Here is a 14,386-nt window from a genome sequence, read left to right on the forward strand (position 1 = left end):
ATCATACCTTCCTGCAACCATTCACATACTGTCTTAACTGTTCCAGAACCTGTTTTTTTGAATAGATATAGCCATTATCTAGCCCGTAGAAATTACAATATTTTGTTTTAAAATCATAATTAACTACTTTCATATCGAGTTTATTATCAAATCCATTTATACCGCAAATAGAAGCTACCTCTCTTACAGAAATTGGTTCAACAGCGAAGTTTATAAGCTTTATATTCTCCATTAATGCCACATTAATATCTCTCACCAATTTTGATAAATCATAAAATTGAAATTCATTTCTCGAGTCAATTTTATCGATCATATTGTTATTCAAAAAGTCAAAAATAATATTTTTTTTAAGCCCTTCTCCAAACAACCCAGGTAGTCTGACAACTGTAAAATCATCAAATATTTTTGAAATTTCTTTCTCAAATAACAGGCGATGCTTACCATATGGTTGACACTCCCCTATAACAATTTCCGAATCCTCATCTACACCTATAGGATTTGGATAAACATCAACGGTTGATATTAGAACAACTTTATTTGCCTTTACGGTAATTAAATCATCTATCAACTTCTGAATATCACTCCAGTCTTTTTTCGGCTCTTTATTTGCAACCCACTTAACTGCAGATACACCAGAAATATAAAGCTCATCAAATTTACAATTTCTAATTTTTCCAATATTCTTTGAGTTATAATAGTAATCAAATTTTTTTTCTTTTATAATATTACCACCAACAAAACCTGTATAACCAATTATTGCTTTCTTCATTTTTTCTCCATTGCCATGCTTTTTTGGAAGTTAAGTTAGAGGTTCTTTTAAAACGACTTAAGCCTTAGTAGCATTATGCGATTCATGCATATATAAACGAAGGCTTCTGAACTCCTTGCCAGGGAAAAATCATACCCCCCCCCCACCCTGCGAGGTCTTCTGACAGATATCCAGTGCTCATGGCGGTCTTTTTCTGCTTCCGCTTCAGACCAGCTTTAAAGGTTTTGGTATTAACATATTAACTGCCATATGTCGAAAACCAGTGAGCATTTCAGCTGCATTGCCTCTTCTGATTCGACAATCATCTTCTCTCATTGCAACATCCATTTTCCAATGGAGTTTATTCTCGATTGCCCAATGCTCTCTTGCAGCATGTGCAAACTTTTCTGCAGTTAATTCCGCAGAGGAAATATAATACCGGACACTGATGTCGTCAGTATTGAATACACCATCTTCCATTCTGGCAGACAAAATAATCCCGAGTGTTTTCATTCCTGTCCAATCAATAAAGCATTTCTGGAATTGCTTTGGGTTAATGGCAGCAACTACCCTGGCAATTGTATGATGGGAAGGTATGCCGTATTCAAATTCACCATATTTTTTTAACCAATCCAGTCGCTCATTGCCGAAGTCTTCAGTTTCTTCCCAGCCTTCGCAACCCGCAATGACTGCACAAATGACTAAGAGCAGAATATCAGCAAGTTTATGATCTACTTTCCATTGTTGACGTGCGTCATAAATAACAGATAGCCTATTCATTAAATCAAATGCATTAATTTCAAGAACATCCAAATCTTTTTTGTATAACCCACTTTCACCACCAAAATAACGTAATCATTTGATTTTGAAGCATATATTCTATTCGAATATATGGTTGGCACGATATTTAATCGTTTAAAATCAAAATGTTACCAAGGGGTGGTGAAGGTCGGGTATAAGACACTGGATGTATATTTTGCTCTGTAAGGGGATGTCATTATAGCCATTGAGCCCAATGGCTTCGGGGGCTTTCATGATTTTTCCCTAAACGACTACTGAACAACAACATACTTTTCCCGAATCACTTTCCGGAACTTCTCAGGCACCTGATCCCAAACAAAAAGATCGACCCGAAATGGCAGGTTACTCTCTTCCAGTGCTTCCCTGAGTTCAGCTATCGCAATTGCCTGTTACGGGCCGGAAAAGGCAACCATATCAAGATCCGATGCGAAATGGGCCTTGCCATTAACTCTTGAGGCATAAGCCCAGACTTCGATATCTGGCAAATGTTTTTTCAGCAATGCCTGTAGCAGTAACAGTTCATCGAGTGTGAGGTCAAGGTGTTCCGTGGGATGGTCGGTAGAGCGGTTCATCACCAGGATTCCTCGCTCATGATTTCGTATAAGGCAACCACATCCTTTATAAATACACCCATCAAATCGAGTGCAGCCTTTGTTTTTTCACCATCATAATCATGGGATGTACCAATGCGGCTATCCGCATAGATCATCCATTGGGTAACATCCGACGGCAGCAGTCGGTTTTCATTGGCAATACGGAACAATGGTTTCGGGCTATTGGGGACCTCGGGTAACCCCAGGCTGTTTTTCAAATAGCGCTTTAGCACTTTCCACATGCAGTCATAACAGGTTTCAAATCGCTGGATAACGGATTCCGCTACTGCCTCTTGCAACCAGTCGGGTAATGTGTCATCAAGTGTTTGCAGATGATGATATTGGGATTCCAGCAGAGTGAGTGACTGTTTAAACTTGTCGTAGTCGATCATTTTTAATTGGCCTTGCCACTTCTATTTTTAGTTCGCTGCCGGGACAACGCCACCGCTTCGCTCGGGCTTTCAGCGGAGTTCACCTTTATTGACAGCCATTACTGCTCGCCCTGGTACATCATTTCAATGAGATTGACGTGTACCCTCTCCGTTCATCCTGAGCGCCCTTCGGCTCGGCTCAGGATGCACGGACGAAGGGTGTTTGGCACGATCTATCATGGGCCGGAGTTTGCGCCCTTCGACAGGCTCAGGACGAACGGAGTGCAGAGGCATATGATAACAACAACCTGGTAAACTCATTGAAATCATGTACTAGGTAAAGCAGCCCCATAGCGCAAGGCAAAATCCCGAATATTACGATAGACCGTTAACAACTCGCTGACCAGCGGCAAGGCCCGGTTCAACGTCTCGGCATTCAGTTCACTGTCTTCCGGGTAGTCATGGGCAAAAGCGTTGCGCATCTCACGAAATAGAGGCCATTGGGCTGCATTATCAATCGCCCCTATTTTTTTTTCCAGCCGGTTGAGCTTGTCGATAAAGGTGTTCAACGCCCCCTGCTCTCCCACCAAATCCAGCACCTGAGGAAAGAGTTTTGCGCCCATGGCATCCTGTAATTTACTGAACCGGGTGGCAAATTGATCCATGTACGCCACTTCAGCCGGGGCAAGGTTTTCAAACGCTTTGGCACTCAATGGCAACAGGCTTTTCACTTCGGCCATCACCCATTCAAGGCGCAAGGCATGACGGTCACAAATCCAGAGGGTGCGCCCGATAACGTCTGCTATTTGTCGTTCGCTACCCATTCCTTTGCCCTGCTCGGTTGCCATTCAATTGAATCCCGGTATTTCTGGCTTCATGGTGAATCGCTTCCCGGGGTTTTCCTCGTCGGTAGATGACCAGGTCAATTTTCAGGAATTATACCGCAGACAGTACTTTCGTACCCGATCAGCAATATCCAGCAAAATGGGTGTAGCCTGCAACGTTTCAGGAAAAATAACCCTCAGCGCTTCCGGCTGGTATTCGTGGGCAATGCTGTTACGCAATTCCCGGATTTCGATAAACCGGTGGGCATCCTCAATCAGCCCTTTTTTTTCTGCACGGTTGATTCTGTCCCTGACGGTGCCGACATCTTCCAGGTCAATGGTGTCGATCAGGCGAAATATTTTTTGTAACAGAATATCGTTAAAGCGGGCAAATCGTGCGGTGAGTGATTCGAATTTTTCCAAGTCTTCCTGTTCCGGCATCTGGTCATTAGTCAGTAGTATGGCCTGACAGCGATCCAGAGACCATTTTAGCAGGGCTTCCATCTGGGCCATGGCCAACAGCTGCTGTTCTAATAACAGGATTCTGTCGGTATTTTTTTTCCCTGCCTGTTGCTTTTTGCCTGACTCGTTAGTCATAGCCGGATTCCCTCTGCCAGCGCGATACGGGTGAATGGATCAGTATCGTCTGCGGCAATCACCAGGTCAATTTTCTGCTCTCCGATAATCTCGTACAGCGCCAGCCGTATGCCCGTCCTGTCTTTCAAACCCAGTGTTTTTGACAGGATGAGCAGGTCAATATCCCCTCCTTTTGCCTGGTCATTCGCCCTTGAGCCAAACAACCATATTTGCGCCTGAGGGTCTGCCTGATATATCACCTTTCTAATGGCGTTTTGCTCTTCGTTCGTGAGTCTCAATATTGCTTAACCTATTTAGAAAGGCTGTGAAAAGCGCTGTAAAAAGACAATCCAGGTCTGTTGTCAATGTCGTTTAATCTTTAATCACTAACCAAGCCTGACCCCTTGCCTGGCAATTTCATGAATGGCCAGCGTTTCATGCCGGGTATCATGAATGAGGATATCCACTTTCAACTCACCCCAGCGGTCTTCAAATGCCAACCGGAAGTTAATTTTTCGTTCCAGGGTATTACCGATATTGTCTGCCTCAATATAAAGATCAATATCCCCCCCTTTTTTTGTATCATCAGCCCGGGAGCCAAACAGCCAGACGCGGGCATTTTCTGCTACATGTTTTCTTGCGAGTTCGACGATACTCTGTGCCATCGCCTCAGATATCCGCACGCTCTATCTCCGTTAGCTCTATTCCTTGCTGTTCACAGTAACGGTAGACATTCTCAGCCACCTTAAGCAGCAATGGCGTATTCTGCCATGCCATGTTTAACGCATTCACTCTTTCTGCCTCTGCTTCCGGATAGTCATGGGCAAACGCATTTCGGATCTCACGCCACTGACGCCATTGATCAGCAGAGTCCAGAATCCCTCGTTTTTCTATCCGGTTAAGAATATCTGCCATACTGACCGGCTCTTCATCCTCAGCCATCAGCAAAGTACGGAACACTTTACCACCAAGACAGTCCTGAAGATCACCATAGCGAACACGAAAAGCATCCAGCTTTTCCATCAGGTCTTCATCTGCGTTTTGCAAATCGTCCGCTGTCAGCGGTAAATCTGCCTTCAGCCTGACGACAGAAACAGACAACCGGGTAGCCGTGCGACAGGCCTGAAACCAGTTCTGCGTCAGCAATTTCAGGTATGAAGTATTCAGGGTCATCTCAGAATCCATTGATGCGGTTATAACTATTATTATTCAATAATACTGATATAACGATTCAAAGCCTCTTCCTGGGCGCTGGCCACTATGTCCATAAATCCCCCGTAGTCCTCTCGGGTAGGCGCTTTGTCCAGCGCCTCATAATAGGCCAGACGGTTTTCTTTGCGGATAATGACCGGTAAATAACCACTGCCCATCAAATCAAAGTTCATTAACAGCCGGGCGGATGGTACCATTTAACCAAATCATTTATCAGCTGTGGTAGGTGGTAATGGTCCGGGGGGGTGTGTTCTGCACCAGCAATAACAACATTCTGCTGCCGGTAGCGACCTGCATTGCCATCATCTATATTTTTCAGCACTAACTGGTGAATACTTAGCAGTAGAAAGAAAGGTTAGCAGCCGTTTTATAAGCTGCTCAATCTTATAAACCAACCGAAAAGTACGCTACCGCCCATCGGCTTAAGCATATGCCGAAACAGCTGCGCGGAAAACAACCAATCTACTCGAGCAAAAGTTGCATCAGCGTAAAAATTTTTATGTAGCTCCCTAACGTAATAATGCCTGTTTAAGGCCTTATTGTTTTATTAGCTTTACAAGAACGGGGATTCTACACGACAGCCACGAAGTAATCACGACCGGAAAAGCACTTATTCGTGATTTTTTTATGAGGTTCATGACCAAGGCACCGAATATCTTTGGATTGCCCATCTTCAGGCAAAACTACCGGTGGTTGCTCCTTCACTGTCAGCGCCAGAGCACCTGGTGTTTTTTATCTATTTCCTCACGAAAACTATCGGGAATACTTTGCCAGGCAAGTGCCTGGACAATAATGGGTATATTGGAGTCCCGCAGGGTTTCGAGAAACAGGCTCAACTGCTCATAGTCTGTCATCTTGCCTGATCCGGGGGAAAGTGCACAGCCAAATCCAGGTCACTGTTGTCATGATTGGTTCCCTTGACCCGGCTGCCGTAAGCCCAGATTTAAGTATCCGGGGCAAATATCTGTTCAGCAATAGTGCAGATTGCCTTGCGATCCTTATCCCTGAGGTCAATCATTGTATCTATTGTCATAAGTTTTCCTGAATTTGTCACCTCAAGCGTCACCATAAGTTCGAGTTTTGAGCCTATTCTCAGGGTCGACATTAAGCTCAGGAACTCCGGCCTCATGTATTGTGCCTATCACCCTTCGACAAGCTCAGGATGAACGGAGATCGAACTCAAAATGCCGAAATTATTTCGGGACAATTCCTTACCCCTCCCCTTTCCATGAGTTTCAGATGGAACCACGAAGGACACAAAGAGCACGAAGGGCAAGAAAATCTCTTCGTACTCTTCGTGACCTTCGTGGTTCAGTCTTTGACTTCCCGAGGAAGGTAGTAGGCGGAATGTCTACCGTAAGAGAGCCTATTATGGAACATAACGAACCAGTATACCCTCAAGCCCTAACTCTTTCTTGATGGTAACCTTTAGCTGCTGAAGTTCATCCGGCCTTACTTCCGGCCCTATGTAGACCCGATAAAAAACCTTGCCTGTCTCTGTAGAAATTTTCTTCTGAAAAGCACTATACCCTTTAGTCTTTAGCTGCTTTTCCAGGTTTCGGGCATTGTTTTTATCCGCAAAGGTTGCCAACTGGAGAGACCAGGCTTTCAGATGTCCTGATTCATCCACACCTGTGGCTTTTTCAGTACGATCACTTTCTGGCTCGAGCACAGTTTCAGTGGAGGAAGGCACCACTTCAACAACATCCGGGGGAATATCCAGCTGGTCGACAAATGCAGGCACTGGGGGGGATTCAAGCTTAGGGGCTGCCGGGGAAGGCCTGGAGGTGACCAGAGGATGAGTCTCCCCTCCCCTGAACAGTGCGGGCGCGAGAATGATCAATAAGGCCAGCAATACCACAGCACCTATTAGTCTTTGCTTAAGTCCCTCGCCCAAGATACGCTCCGTAATGATAGATAAACAGTATTCATCCCTGCAAAGATGGCGGGAAGTCAATTAAAGGTCAATGCCTGAAACTCATTGCATCTTAAGCGAATTCCAACCAAACCTACAACAATTAAGCGTGCAATACCGAAGGGACTTATCAGTATGACTGAACCATTATACGAAACTGATTTTTACAGCTGGACACAGCAACAGGCAGAACTCGTTCGCCAGGGCAGACTGGGAGAACTGGATTTGGACAATATCCTTGAGGAAATTGAAAGCATGGGCAGAAGCGAATACCGGCTGTTGAGTCACCGGCTGGATATTCTGCTCATGCATTTGCTGAAGTGGGCTTATCAACCTGATCACAGGAGCAGTAGCTGGCAGGGGTCTATCGAAGAGCAGCGATTTCGCATTCGGAAATTGATGAAAGAAAACCCTGGGCTAAAGCCAAAGATTAATGGTGCGATGGACGATGCCTATCCAGCGGCACGGATTTCTGCCTTTAAGGAAACCGGCATCAGCAAGGAGCATTTTCCAGACTCATGCCCATGGACCTACGAACAAATTATGAATGAACAATTCTGGCCTGATATTTGAGTAATTTGTGAGACTGCCCCGGGCTTGGTGAATGTGGAGCAGCCTGTTTTGACTCGATATTGTGTGCCTTTCGTGAAACCTTTATTGTCCATGGGGTTAGCTGCATTCCGTCGGGGACCGTGGAAGGCAAACTCAGCACACCATTTCAATGAACTTAAGACGTACAATCTCCGTTCACCCTGAGCGGAGTCGAAGGGTGATTGGCACAATCTTTGTCCAGGGCATGGTGTTTACGCCCTTCGACTCCGCTCAGGACGAACGGAGTTTGGAAGTCATTGATAGAGGGAGTCCATCAATTTCACTGAAATCGTGTACTCAGTGGCTGTTGGTCAAGGCAGCAGATACCGTCATAAATGATCCAGTAACCAGCACCCTATCTCCAGATGTTGAGCGTTCAAGTGCATGATGCAATGCTTCAGCAACCTGCTGATAGCGATTAACTGAATACCCTCGATCAACCAGCCTCTTTGCCAGCTCTTGTTCAGCCAGCGCCCTTGGAGACTCAAACTGAGCAACGTACCACTCATCAATATCGCCACTTAAGCAGTCAACAACCGCCATATAATCCTTATCTTTACACATGGCAATCACTGCTCGTGTCTTACCTTCTGCCGGAGACTCGTCCAGACGCTGCTTGAGCATTTCTGCTGCCTGAGGATTGTGGGCAACATCCAGCACCACATCGATAGACTCTCCTGATTCATTTTCCATCATCAGCTTCTGGAACCGTCCGGTAACCGATACCTGTGACAAACCTTCTCGAACAGCTTCAATAGCGATAGGCTTTGGCAAAAATTGCAGCGCTTGCAATGCCGTCGCGGCATTATCAATCACGACATTGGGAACAGGGAGGTTGTTCAGCTGTTGATTTTCACTACCTGACCAGTGCCACGTATTACCCGATCTTGCCAGGGTAAACGCCTCTCCTCTGCAATACAGGGGACTGCCAAGACGCTCAGCCATGTCGGTGATTGCCTGCGGCACGGGCTGATCACCAAAGATCGCAGGTTTACTGGCACGAAATATTCCTGACTTCTCTTTGGCAATCGCTTCAATGCTAAAGCCAAGGTATTCCTGATGGTCGAGCGCCACCGTAGTAATTACCGACACATCCGGGTCAATCGCATTGGTAGCATCCAGTCGTCCACCCAGGCCGACTTCCATCAATGCCACATCCACCTCCGCCCTTTTAAAGCAGTCAACGGCAGCCAGGGTGGCAAATTCAAAATAGGTTAGCCATGTCGTTTTTCGACTTTCATTTATCGTCTCAAAAGCATCACATAGCCAGTCATCACTGACCTGTTCGCCATTAATGCGAATTCTTTCGTTAAACTTGAGAAAATGAGGTGATGTAAATAGACCTACCCTGTAACCGGCAGCCAGCAAAACAGCTTCAAGAACGGCCAGCGTCGAGCCTTTGCCATTGGTGCCCCCCACGGTGATAATGAACGGCGCGGGTTTGAGCAAATCCAGCCTGTCACCCACCAGCCGAATCCGGTCCAGCCCAAAGTCGATGTCATGCTCCGGACGAGTTTCTTCCATCCAGGTTAACCACTGTGCAAGGCTTTTTTCTTTCTTTTCAAAAGAAGACAACGTCACATCTCCAGACGTATGCATTCCCATGCAAGCCCCTCAGGGCCTGCGTGGGAATGAGAGAGATAAAAGGTGGGATCAGGCAACTTCTTCTGCAGGATCAGCAAGCTCCACATCTGCATCCGGCCTGCCCTGCATTTTCCGGCAAAGCCTGGCGATAGTGGATCGCAAATCAGAACGGGAAACGATCATATCAATAGCACCGTGATCCAGCAGGAATTCACTGCGCTGGAAGCCTTCCGGCAGCTTTTCCCGGACGGTCTGTTCAATCACCCTGGGACCGGCAAAACCAATCAGGGCACCGGGCTCAGCCATGTTGATATCACCGAGCATGGCCAGACTGGCAGAAACACCGCCGTACACCGGGTCAGTCATCACAGAGATATAAGGAATACCCGCCTGGCGCATTCTTTCCAGGGCCGCACTGGTTTTCGCCATCTGCATCAGGGAAAACAGGGCTTCCTGCATTCGGGCACCGCCACTGGCTGAAAAACAGATCAGCGGCATCTTCTCTGCCAGGCATAACTCGGCAGCACGGGCAAACTTTTCCCCGACCACCGACCCCATGGAGCCGCCCATAAAAGAAAACTCAAAGGCAACGGCCGCGACCGGAATGTCCTCGACGGTACCCCGCATGGCCACCAGGGCATCTTTTTCGCCGGTCTGCTTTTGCGCCGTTGCCAGTCGGTCACGGTACTTTTTAGTGTCGCGAAACTTCAGCCGGTCATTGGGCTCAAGGTCGGCAAACAGCTCTGCCTTTCCTTCCTTGTCAAGAAAGTAATCCAGTCGCGTGCGGGCACTGATTCGCATATGATGCTGGCACTTGGGACAAACACCCAGGTTTCTATCCAGCTCGGGGCGATAGAGAAAGGCCTCACACTTCACACACTTGCGCCAAAGCCCTTCTGGCACACTGCTGCTTTTCTGCGCAATAGCAGCGCGTGATAACGATGGAATCAGTTTATCGACTAACCAGTTGCTCATTCATTCGTCCTGTCATCGTCCATAGCTGAGCGCATTTCGGCAATTCGGCTGGCAACGCGGTCAATGGAGGCCTGTCCCTCATTGCCATACTGAGCCAGCTCAGATACCAGCACACTGCCCGCAATAACACCGTCTGCCATTCGCCCGATGGCGGCAGCCGAGGCACCATCGCGGATACCAAAGCCAACACACACCGGAACGTCAGCAAAACGCCGGATGTGGTTGACCCGCTGTTCAACTTCTGCCGTATTCAGGGTTGCCGCACCGGTTACCCCTTTCAGGGATACATAATAGAGATAACCACTGGCAACCCGGCAGATCTTGGCAATTCGTTCATCGGATGTGGTCGGGGTAATCAGGTTGATCATGTCAATACCACGGTCATGCAGCATATCCAGTAAATCACCTGCGGCTTCCGGTGGCAGATCCACCATCAGCACACCATCAACACCCGCCTGACTGGCCAACTCAACAAACCGCTGGTAGCCCATGATCTCTAACGGATTGAGATAGCCCATCAGGACAATCGGTGTGTCATTATCCCTTTCCCGGAATTCAGAAACCATTGCAAAAACGTCATGCAATGTAACACCGTGTGATACCGCCCGCTCATGGGCCTGGGCAATCACCGGACCATCCGCCACCGGGTCCGAGAACGGAAAGCCCAGCTCAATCATATCCGCACCATGGTCCACCAGCTGGTGCATAACCTCGACGGTCTTGCCCGGAGGGTCACCGGCAAGAATGTAGGGTATCAGTGCTTTACGTTCACGCCCCTGCAAGGTTGCAAAGCGGGCTTTGATTCTGTTTATTTCACGACTCATGCTGTGCCCACCTTATACTTCGAGGCCATCAATAGCGGCAACGGTATGAATATCCTTATCACCACGGCCAGACAGGTTACAGATAATGATCTGGTCCTGGCTCATCGTGGGTGCCAGTTTATCAATCCAGGCCAGGGCATGGGCGCTTTCCAGCGCTGGCATAATGCCTTCCAGGCGGGTCAGCTTGCGAAAGGCCGCCAGGGCCTCTTCATCCGTTGCCGCCGGGTATTGTGCACGGCCGATATCTTTCAGGTAGCTATGTTCTGGCCCAACCCCCGGATAGTCCAATCCGGCCGATACAGAGTGGCTCTCAATAATCTGGCCATACTCATTGGTCATCAGATAGGTTCTTGCGCCCTGTAAAACGCCCGGACGACCGGAACTCATCCGGGCCGCATGCTTATCGGTATCAACACCGTGCCCTGCCGCTTCAACACCGTACAGCTTTACCTCTTTATCCTGAATAAATTCGTGGAACAGCCCCATGGCATTGGAACCACCACCCACACAGGCAACCAGGGCATCCGGCAGGCGGCCTTCTTTTTCCAGAATCTGCCGACGGGCTTCCCGGCCAATAATACTCTGCAGATTACGCACCATTTCAGGATAGGGTGAAGGGCCACAAACTGTGCCCAGCAGATAGAAGGTATCTTCAGGGCGTGCTACCCAATCCCTGAGCGCTTCATTAATCGCGTCTTTCAGCGTCTGGGAACCGGTTTCTACCGGTACTACGGTGGCCCCCAAAAGTTTCATGCGATAGACGTTCAATGCCTGACGTTTTACGTCCTTGGCACCCATATAAACGACACACTCCAACCCAAGACGGGCGGCCACCGTCGCCGAGGCAACACCGTGCTGACCGGCACCGGTTTCGGCAATAATCCGGGTTTTCCCCATATGTTTGGCCAGCAGCGCCTGACCAACCGCATGGTTGATTTTGTGGGCACCGGTATGATTGAGATCTTCACGCTTCAGGTAGATTTTTGCGCCACCCAGCGCCTGAGTCCATCGCTCAGCAAAATAGAGCGGTGAAGGACGGCCGACAAAGTCAGCCAGGTCACGATCAAAATCTTCCTGAAAGGTCTTGTCCTGCCAGAGCTCACGCCAGGTGCGATCAAGGTCTTCCAGCGCACCCATCAGGGTTTCAGCCACGAAACGTCCACCGTAACGGCCAAAATGCCCCATTAAATCCGGTTGATCGTACTTGTGTTCTTCAGAAGAAAGAACGGGGGACTCAAAAATTTCCTGATCGACCATCATCTTCCTGCCGCCTTGATAAAGGCTTTGATTTTATCGTGATCCTTAATGCCAGGCTGACTCTCTACGCCACTGCTGACATCAACTCCATAGGGTCGAACCCTGTTCACTGCCTGAGCGATATTATCAGGACTCAGACCTCCGGCCAGCACCATCGGTTTATTCAGCTCATGGGGTATCAAATCCCAGTCAAAAGACTCACCGGTGCCACCCACCTCCCCTGGCTTATAACTGTCCAGCAGGTAGCCACAGGCACTGGTATAGGGAGCCACCATGTCGGCCACGGCAATATCCGGATGAACACGGAAGGCCTTCATATAACGTACCCCCCAGCGGGCGCACTGGATTTCCGGTTCATTGCCATGAAATTGCAGAAGTGAAAGAGGAACCGCGTCCAGAACCGATTGAATCAGCTCATCGGAGGCATCGACAAACAGCCCAACCACCGAGACAAACGGCGGCAGAGCCCGGACAATCTCCACGGCCTGCTCAACCGTAACACAGCGACGGCTTTTCCGGTAAAACACCAGACCGATGGCATCCGCCCCGCTATCAGCAGCGATCAAACCATCATCAACACGGGTAATTCCGCAGATTTTTATACGAGGAGATACTTCCATTTCCCGGTGTTCTCTTTCCCACGCCCTGTGTCGGGAGATTACCCGGGACACAGAGCCAACCACAGGGTAAGGGTTTGAAGGTGCTTTCACACTGTCAATCCGAAGATCAATGCGAAAGAATAGGCAACCCCTGAGCGATCAATGATCTTATCAGAACATTTCGGTGATTACTGCACCTGGCAAATCATTTCAACGATTTTAATGAGCACAATCTCCGTTCACCCTGAGCGGAGTCGAAGGGTGATTGGCACCGTCTTTACGGTTGGTTCACAGTCCACCCCCTTCGACAGCCTCAGAATGAACGTGGTTCTGCAGCTCAGTAAGTTCTCCGCTACAGGACGAACAGAGTTTTCAGCGCAATAGAGAGGAACCCATCCATTGCACGGAAAACGTATGCCAGCTCCGGAAAAACCGCCGATTTAAAGCGGAATTAATGGCGCAATAAAGTGCGGGTTCGATTCACTGGCCGGCAACCCAAACACCTTATCGTATCCCGCATCGACAAAATAAAGCCCACAGGGCGAAGCGGTTACCCCACCCTGGGCACGATCCCGGGCATCCAGCACCTCTTTTGCCCAGCCAGGCTCACGCTTGCCGCAACCCACCGCCATCAACACCCCGGCAAAATTACGAATCATATGATGCAAAAACGCATTGGCCTGCACATCAATAACAATCAGTGGTCCGTGGCGGGAAATATCCAGCCGGGTCACATTTCTGACCGGGTTCTTTGCCTGACACTGAATCGCACGGTAAGAGGTAAAATCATGTTCGCCTACCAGGCACCCTGCTGCTGCCTTCATGCGCTCAACATCCAATGGCCGATAGTTCCAGGTCACCCCTTTGGAGAGGTGTGCTGGCCGAATGGGATGGTTATAAATCACGTAACGATAACGTCGCCACAGGGCAGAAAAGCGGGCATGAAAATCATCAGAAACCGGCTTCACCCAGTTTACGGCCACGTCATCCGGCAAATTGGCATTAGCGCCATAAGCCCAGCCCCGCTCGGTACGAACGGCATCCGTATCAAAATGAATAATCTGGTTACAGCCATGAACCCGGGCATCGGTTCTTCCTGCACAGACAACGGCAACAGGATGGTTTGCCACTTTTGACAGCGCAGCTTCTACAGCAGCCTGCACAGTGGGCAAACCGGTCTTGAGAACCTGCCAACCAAAAAAACGGGAGCCATCGTATTGAACACTGGCAGCATAACGGGGCATGAAAGAAAAACACCTATAGAAAATAGCCAAAGGCAGAATTTAAGCAGGAGTGCGCGGGTAGATTACCACCAGGAGATGTTCCCGGGTTAGTGCAGCCAAGCTCTGAAATACATAAATAAACACCTCGTTGCCACAACCTCTCCGGACTCATTCCCATGGTCCCGAGGTTGTCGCAAAACCGGTTCTACAGGATGGAATCGTAACAGATTCACCACCCGCTGCTGAAGCACTCTTATCCTTTGCTTCTGTCTGGTGATCTCTGCTGTATAATC

The 14,386-nt window shown here is 48.6% G+C and carries 20 protein-coding genes and 1 pseudogene; 1 reads left to right on the plus strand and 20 read right to left on the minus strand.

Features of this window, described 5'->3' with window-relative positions; translation table 11 throughout:
* Position 1: 1 nt before the first annotated feature.
* The 14 genes and pseudogenes from ACO6UY_RS13275 to ACO6UY_RS13340 all read right to left on the minus strand — a co-directional run bounded on the left by ACO6UY_RS13275 (position 2) and on the right by ACO6UY_RS13340 (position 7,022).
* Positions 2 to 769, minus strand: coding sequence for a hypothetical protein (locus ACO6UY_RS13275; protein WP_422490211.1), 768 nt, complete (start codon positions 767 to 769; stop codon positions 2 to 4).
* 82 nt (positions 770 to 851) lie between these two features.
* Positions 852 to 1,546, minus strand: a pseudogene (locus ACO6UY_RS13280) (ISAs1 family transposase).
* 392 nt (positions 1,547 to 1,938) lie between these two features.
* Positions 1,939 to 2,124 (minus strand): hypothetical protein, encoded by a 186-nt coding sequence (locus ACO6UY_RS13285; protein ID WP_422490212.1) that lies wholly within the window; start codon positions 2,122 to 2,124, stop codon positions 1,939 to 1,941.
* On the minus strand, positions 2,121 to 2,534 hold the full coding sequence (locus tag ACO6UY_RS13290; RefSeq protein ID WP_422490214.1) for a nucleotidyltransferase substrate binding protein: 414 nt from the start codon (positions 2,532 to 2,534) through the stop codon (positions 2,121 to 2,123). Before ACO6UY_RS13290 ends, ACO6UY_RS13285 begins: the two co-directional genes overlap by 4 nt.
* Positions 2,535 to 2,839: 305 nt before the next feature.
* Positions 2,840 to 3,361, minus strand: coding sequence for a hypothetical protein (locus ACO6UY_RS13295; RefSeq protein WP_422490216.1), 522 nt, complete (start codon positions 3,359 to 3,361; stop codon positions 2,840 to 2,842).
* An 81-nt stretch (positions 3,362 to 3,442) separates the two neighbouring features.
* Positions 3,443 to 3,934, minus strand: coding sequence for a hypothetical protein (locus ACO6UY_RS13300; RefSeq protein WP_422445212.1), 492 nt, complete (start codon positions 3,932 to 3,934; stop codon positions 3,443 to 3,445).
* Positions 3,931 to 4,212: a nucleotidyltransferase family protein gene (locus tag ACO6UY_RS13305; RefSeq protein ID WP_422445214.1), complete on the minus strand. Its 282-nt coding sequence runs from the start codon at positions 4,210 to 4,212 to the stop codon at positions 3,931 to 3,933. The genes ACO6UY_RS13300 and ACO6UY_RS13305 overlap by 4 nt, the downstream gene beginning before the upstream one ends.
* A gap of 87 nt (positions 4,213 to 4,299) precedes the next feature.
* Positions 4,300 to 4,596 carry a nucleotidyltransferase domain-containing protein gene (locus ACO6UY_RS13310; RefSeq protein ID WP_422445216.1) on the minus strand — a complete coding sequence of 99 codons (297 nt, stop codon included), beginning with the start codon at positions 4,594 to 4,596 and terminating at the stop codon, positions 4,300 to 4,302.
* Positions 4,583 to 5,086 (minus strand): hypothetical protein, encoded by a 504-nt coding sequence (locus ACO6UY_RS13315; protein ID WP_422445218.1) that lies wholly within the window; start codon positions 5,084 to 5,086, stop codon positions 4,583 to 4,585. Before ACO6UY_RS13315 ends, ACO6UY_RS13310 begins: the two co-directional genes overlap by 14 nt.
* Before the next feature lie 32 nt (positions 5,087 to 5,118).
* Positions 5,119 to 5,322 carry a hypothetical protein gene (locus ACO6UY_RS13320; RefSeq protein ID WP_422445220.1) on the minus strand — a complete coding sequence of 68 codons (204 nt, stop codon included), beginning with the start codon at positions 5,320 to 5,322 and terminating at the stop codon, positions 5,119 to 5,121.
* The gene (locus tag ACO6UY_RS13325; protein WP_422445222.1) at positions 5,298 to 5,447 is read right to left on the minus strand and encodes a hypothetical protein; all 150 of its coding nucleotides are present in this window, start codon (positions 5,445 to 5,447) and stop codon (positions 5,298 to 5,300) included. Before ACO6UY_RS13325 ends, ACO6UY_RS13320 begins: the two co-directional genes overlap by 25 nt.
* Before the next feature lie 385 nt (positions 5,448 to 5,832).
* Positions 5,833 to 5,979 (minus strand): hypothetical protein, encoded by a 147-nt coding sequence (locus tag ACO6UY_RS13330; RefSeq protein ID WP_422445224.1) that lies wholly within the window; start codon positions 5,977 to 5,979, stop codon positions 5,833 to 5,835.
* A complete protein-coding gene (locus ACO6UY_RS13335) occupies positions 5,976 to 6,068 on the minus strand; it encodes a nucleotidyltransferase domain-containing protein (RefSeq protein ID WP_422446137.1) in 93 nt (30 codons plus the stop codon). The genes ACO6UY_RS13330 and ACO6UY_RS13335 overlap by 4 nt, the downstream gene beginning before the upstream one ends.
* 426 nt (positions 6,069 to 6,494) lie before the next feature.
* Complete coding sequence (locus ACO6UY_RS13340; RefSeq protein WP_422445226.1) at positions 6,495 to 7,022, minus strand: SPOR domain-containing protein; 528 nt, start codon at positions 7,020 to 7,022, stop codon at positions 6,495 to 6,497.
* Between the two features lie 153 nt (positions 7,023 to 7,175).
* On the opposite strand from ACO6UY_RS13340, the gene ACO6UY_RS13345 reads away from it, so the two are divergent.
* Positions 7,176 to 7,613 carry a DUF29 domain-containing protein gene (locus ACO6UY_RS13345; protein ID WP_422490217.1) on the plus strand — a complete coding sequence of 146 codons (438 nt, stop codon included), beginning with the start codon at positions 7,176 to 7,178 and terminating at the stop codon, positions 7,611 to 7,613.
* Positions 7,614 to 7,928: 315 nt separating this feature from the next.
* Here ACO6UY_RS13345 and folC read toward each other — a convergent pair whose 3' ends face one another.
* The 6 genes from folC to truA form a co-directional block, all read right to left on the minus strand.
* Positions 7,929 to 9,230 carry a bifunctional tetrahydrofolate synthase/dihydrofolate synthase gene (folC, locus tag ACO6UY_RS13350; protein ID WP_422490219.1) on the minus strand — a complete coding sequence of 434 codons (1,302 nt, stop codon included), beginning with the start codon at positions 9,228 to 9,230 and terminating at the stop codon, positions 7,929 to 7,931.
* A gap of 54 nt (positions 9,231 to 9,284) precedes the next feature.
* A complete protein-coding gene (accD, locus tag ACO6UY_RS13355; protein ID WP_422445232.1) occupies positions 9,285 to 10,190 on the minus strand; it encodes an acetyl-CoA carboxylase, carboxyltransferase subunit beta in 906 nt (301 codons plus the stop codon).
* Entirely contained in the window at positions 10,187 to 11,002 is an 816-nt protein-coding gene (trpA, locus tag ACO6UY_RS13360) for a tryptophan synthase subunit alpha (protein ID WP_422490239.1), read from the minus strand. The genes accD and trpA overlap by 4 nt, the downstream gene beginning before the upstream one ends.
* Before the next feature lie 24 nt (positions 11,003 to 11,026).
* The gene (gene trpB / locus ACO6UY_RS13365) at positions 11,027 to 12,199 is read right to left on the minus strand and encodes a tryptophan synthase subunit beta (RefSeq protein WP_422490240.1); all 1,173 of its coding nucleotides are present in this window, start codon (positions 12,197 to 12,199) and stop codon (positions 11,027 to 11,029) included.
* 71 nt (positions 12,200 to 12,270) lie between these two features.
* A complete protein-coding gene (locus ACO6UY_RS13370) occupies positions 12,271 to 12,981 on the minus strand; it encodes a phosphoribosylanthranilate isomerase (RefSeq protein ID WP_422490221.1) in 711 nt (236 codons plus the stop codon).
* Between the two features lie 329 nt (positions 12,982 to 13,310).
* On the minus strand, positions 13,311 to 14,114 hold the full coding sequence (gene truA / locus ACO6UY_RS13375) for a tRNA pseudouridine(38-40) synthase TruA (protein WP_422445236.1): 804 nt from the start codon (positions 14,112 to 14,114) through the stop codon (positions 13,311 to 13,313).
* Positions 14,115 to 14,386: the final 272 nt, after the last annotated feature.

The organism is Endozoicomonas sp. ALE010, from assembly GCF_049310165.1.
Lineage (GTDB): Bacteria > Pseudomonadota > Gammaproteobacteria > Pseudomonadales > Endozoicomonadaceae > Endozoicomonas.

Excerpts from the sequence above, each read along its gene's own strand:
- ACO6UY_RS13275 (WP_422490211.1), bottom strand. The coding sequence starts at position 769 with ATGAAGAAAGCAATAATTGGTTATACAGGTTTTGTTGGTGGTAATATT.
- ACO6UY_RS13290 (WP_422490214.1), bottom strand. The coding sequence starts at position 2,534 with ATGATCGACTACGACAAGTTTAAACAGTCACTCACTCTGCTGGAATCC.
- ACO6UY_RS13295 (WP_422490216.1), bottom strand. The coding sequence starts at position 3,361 with ATGGCAACCGAGCAGGGCAAAGGAATGGGTAGCGAACGACAAATAGCA.
- ACO6UY_RS13300 (WP_422445212.1), bottom strand. The coding sequence starts at position 3,934 with ATGACTAACGAGTCAGGCAAAAAGCAACAGGCAGGGAAAAAAAATACC.
- ACO6UY_RS13315 (WP_422445218.1), bottom strand. The coding sequence starts at position 5,086 with ATGACCCTGAATACTTCATACCTGAAATTGCTGACGCAGAACTGGTTT.
- ACO6UY_RS13320 (WP_422445220.1), bottom strand. The coding sequence starts at position 5,322 with ATGGTACCATCCGCCCGGCTGTTAATGAACTTTGATTTGATGGGCAGT.
- ACO6UY_RS13330 (WP_422445224.1), bottom strand. The coding sequence starts at position 5,979 with ATGACAGACTATGAGCAGTTGAGCCTGTTTCTCGAAACCCTGCGGGAC.
- ACO6UY_RS13345 (WP_422490217.1), top strand. The coding sequence starts at position 7,176 with ATGACTGAACCATTATACGAAACTGATTTTTACAGCTGGACACAGCAA.
- folC (WP_422490219.1), bottom strand. The coding sequence starts at position 9,230 with ATGCATACGTCTGGAGATGTGACGTTGTCTTCTTTTGAAAAGAAAGAA.
- accD (WP_422445232.1), bottom strand. The coding sequence starts at position 10,190 with ATGAGCAACTGGTTAGTCGATAAACTGATTCCATCGTTATCACGCGCT.
- trpB (WP_422490240.1), bottom strand. The coding sequence starts at position 12,199 with ATGGGGCATTTTGGCCGTTACGGTGGACGTTTCGTGGCTGAAACCCTG.
- truA (WP_422445236.1), bottom strand. The coding sequence starts at position 14,114 with ATGCCCCGTTATGCTGCCAGTGTTCAATACGATGGCTCCCGTTTTTTT.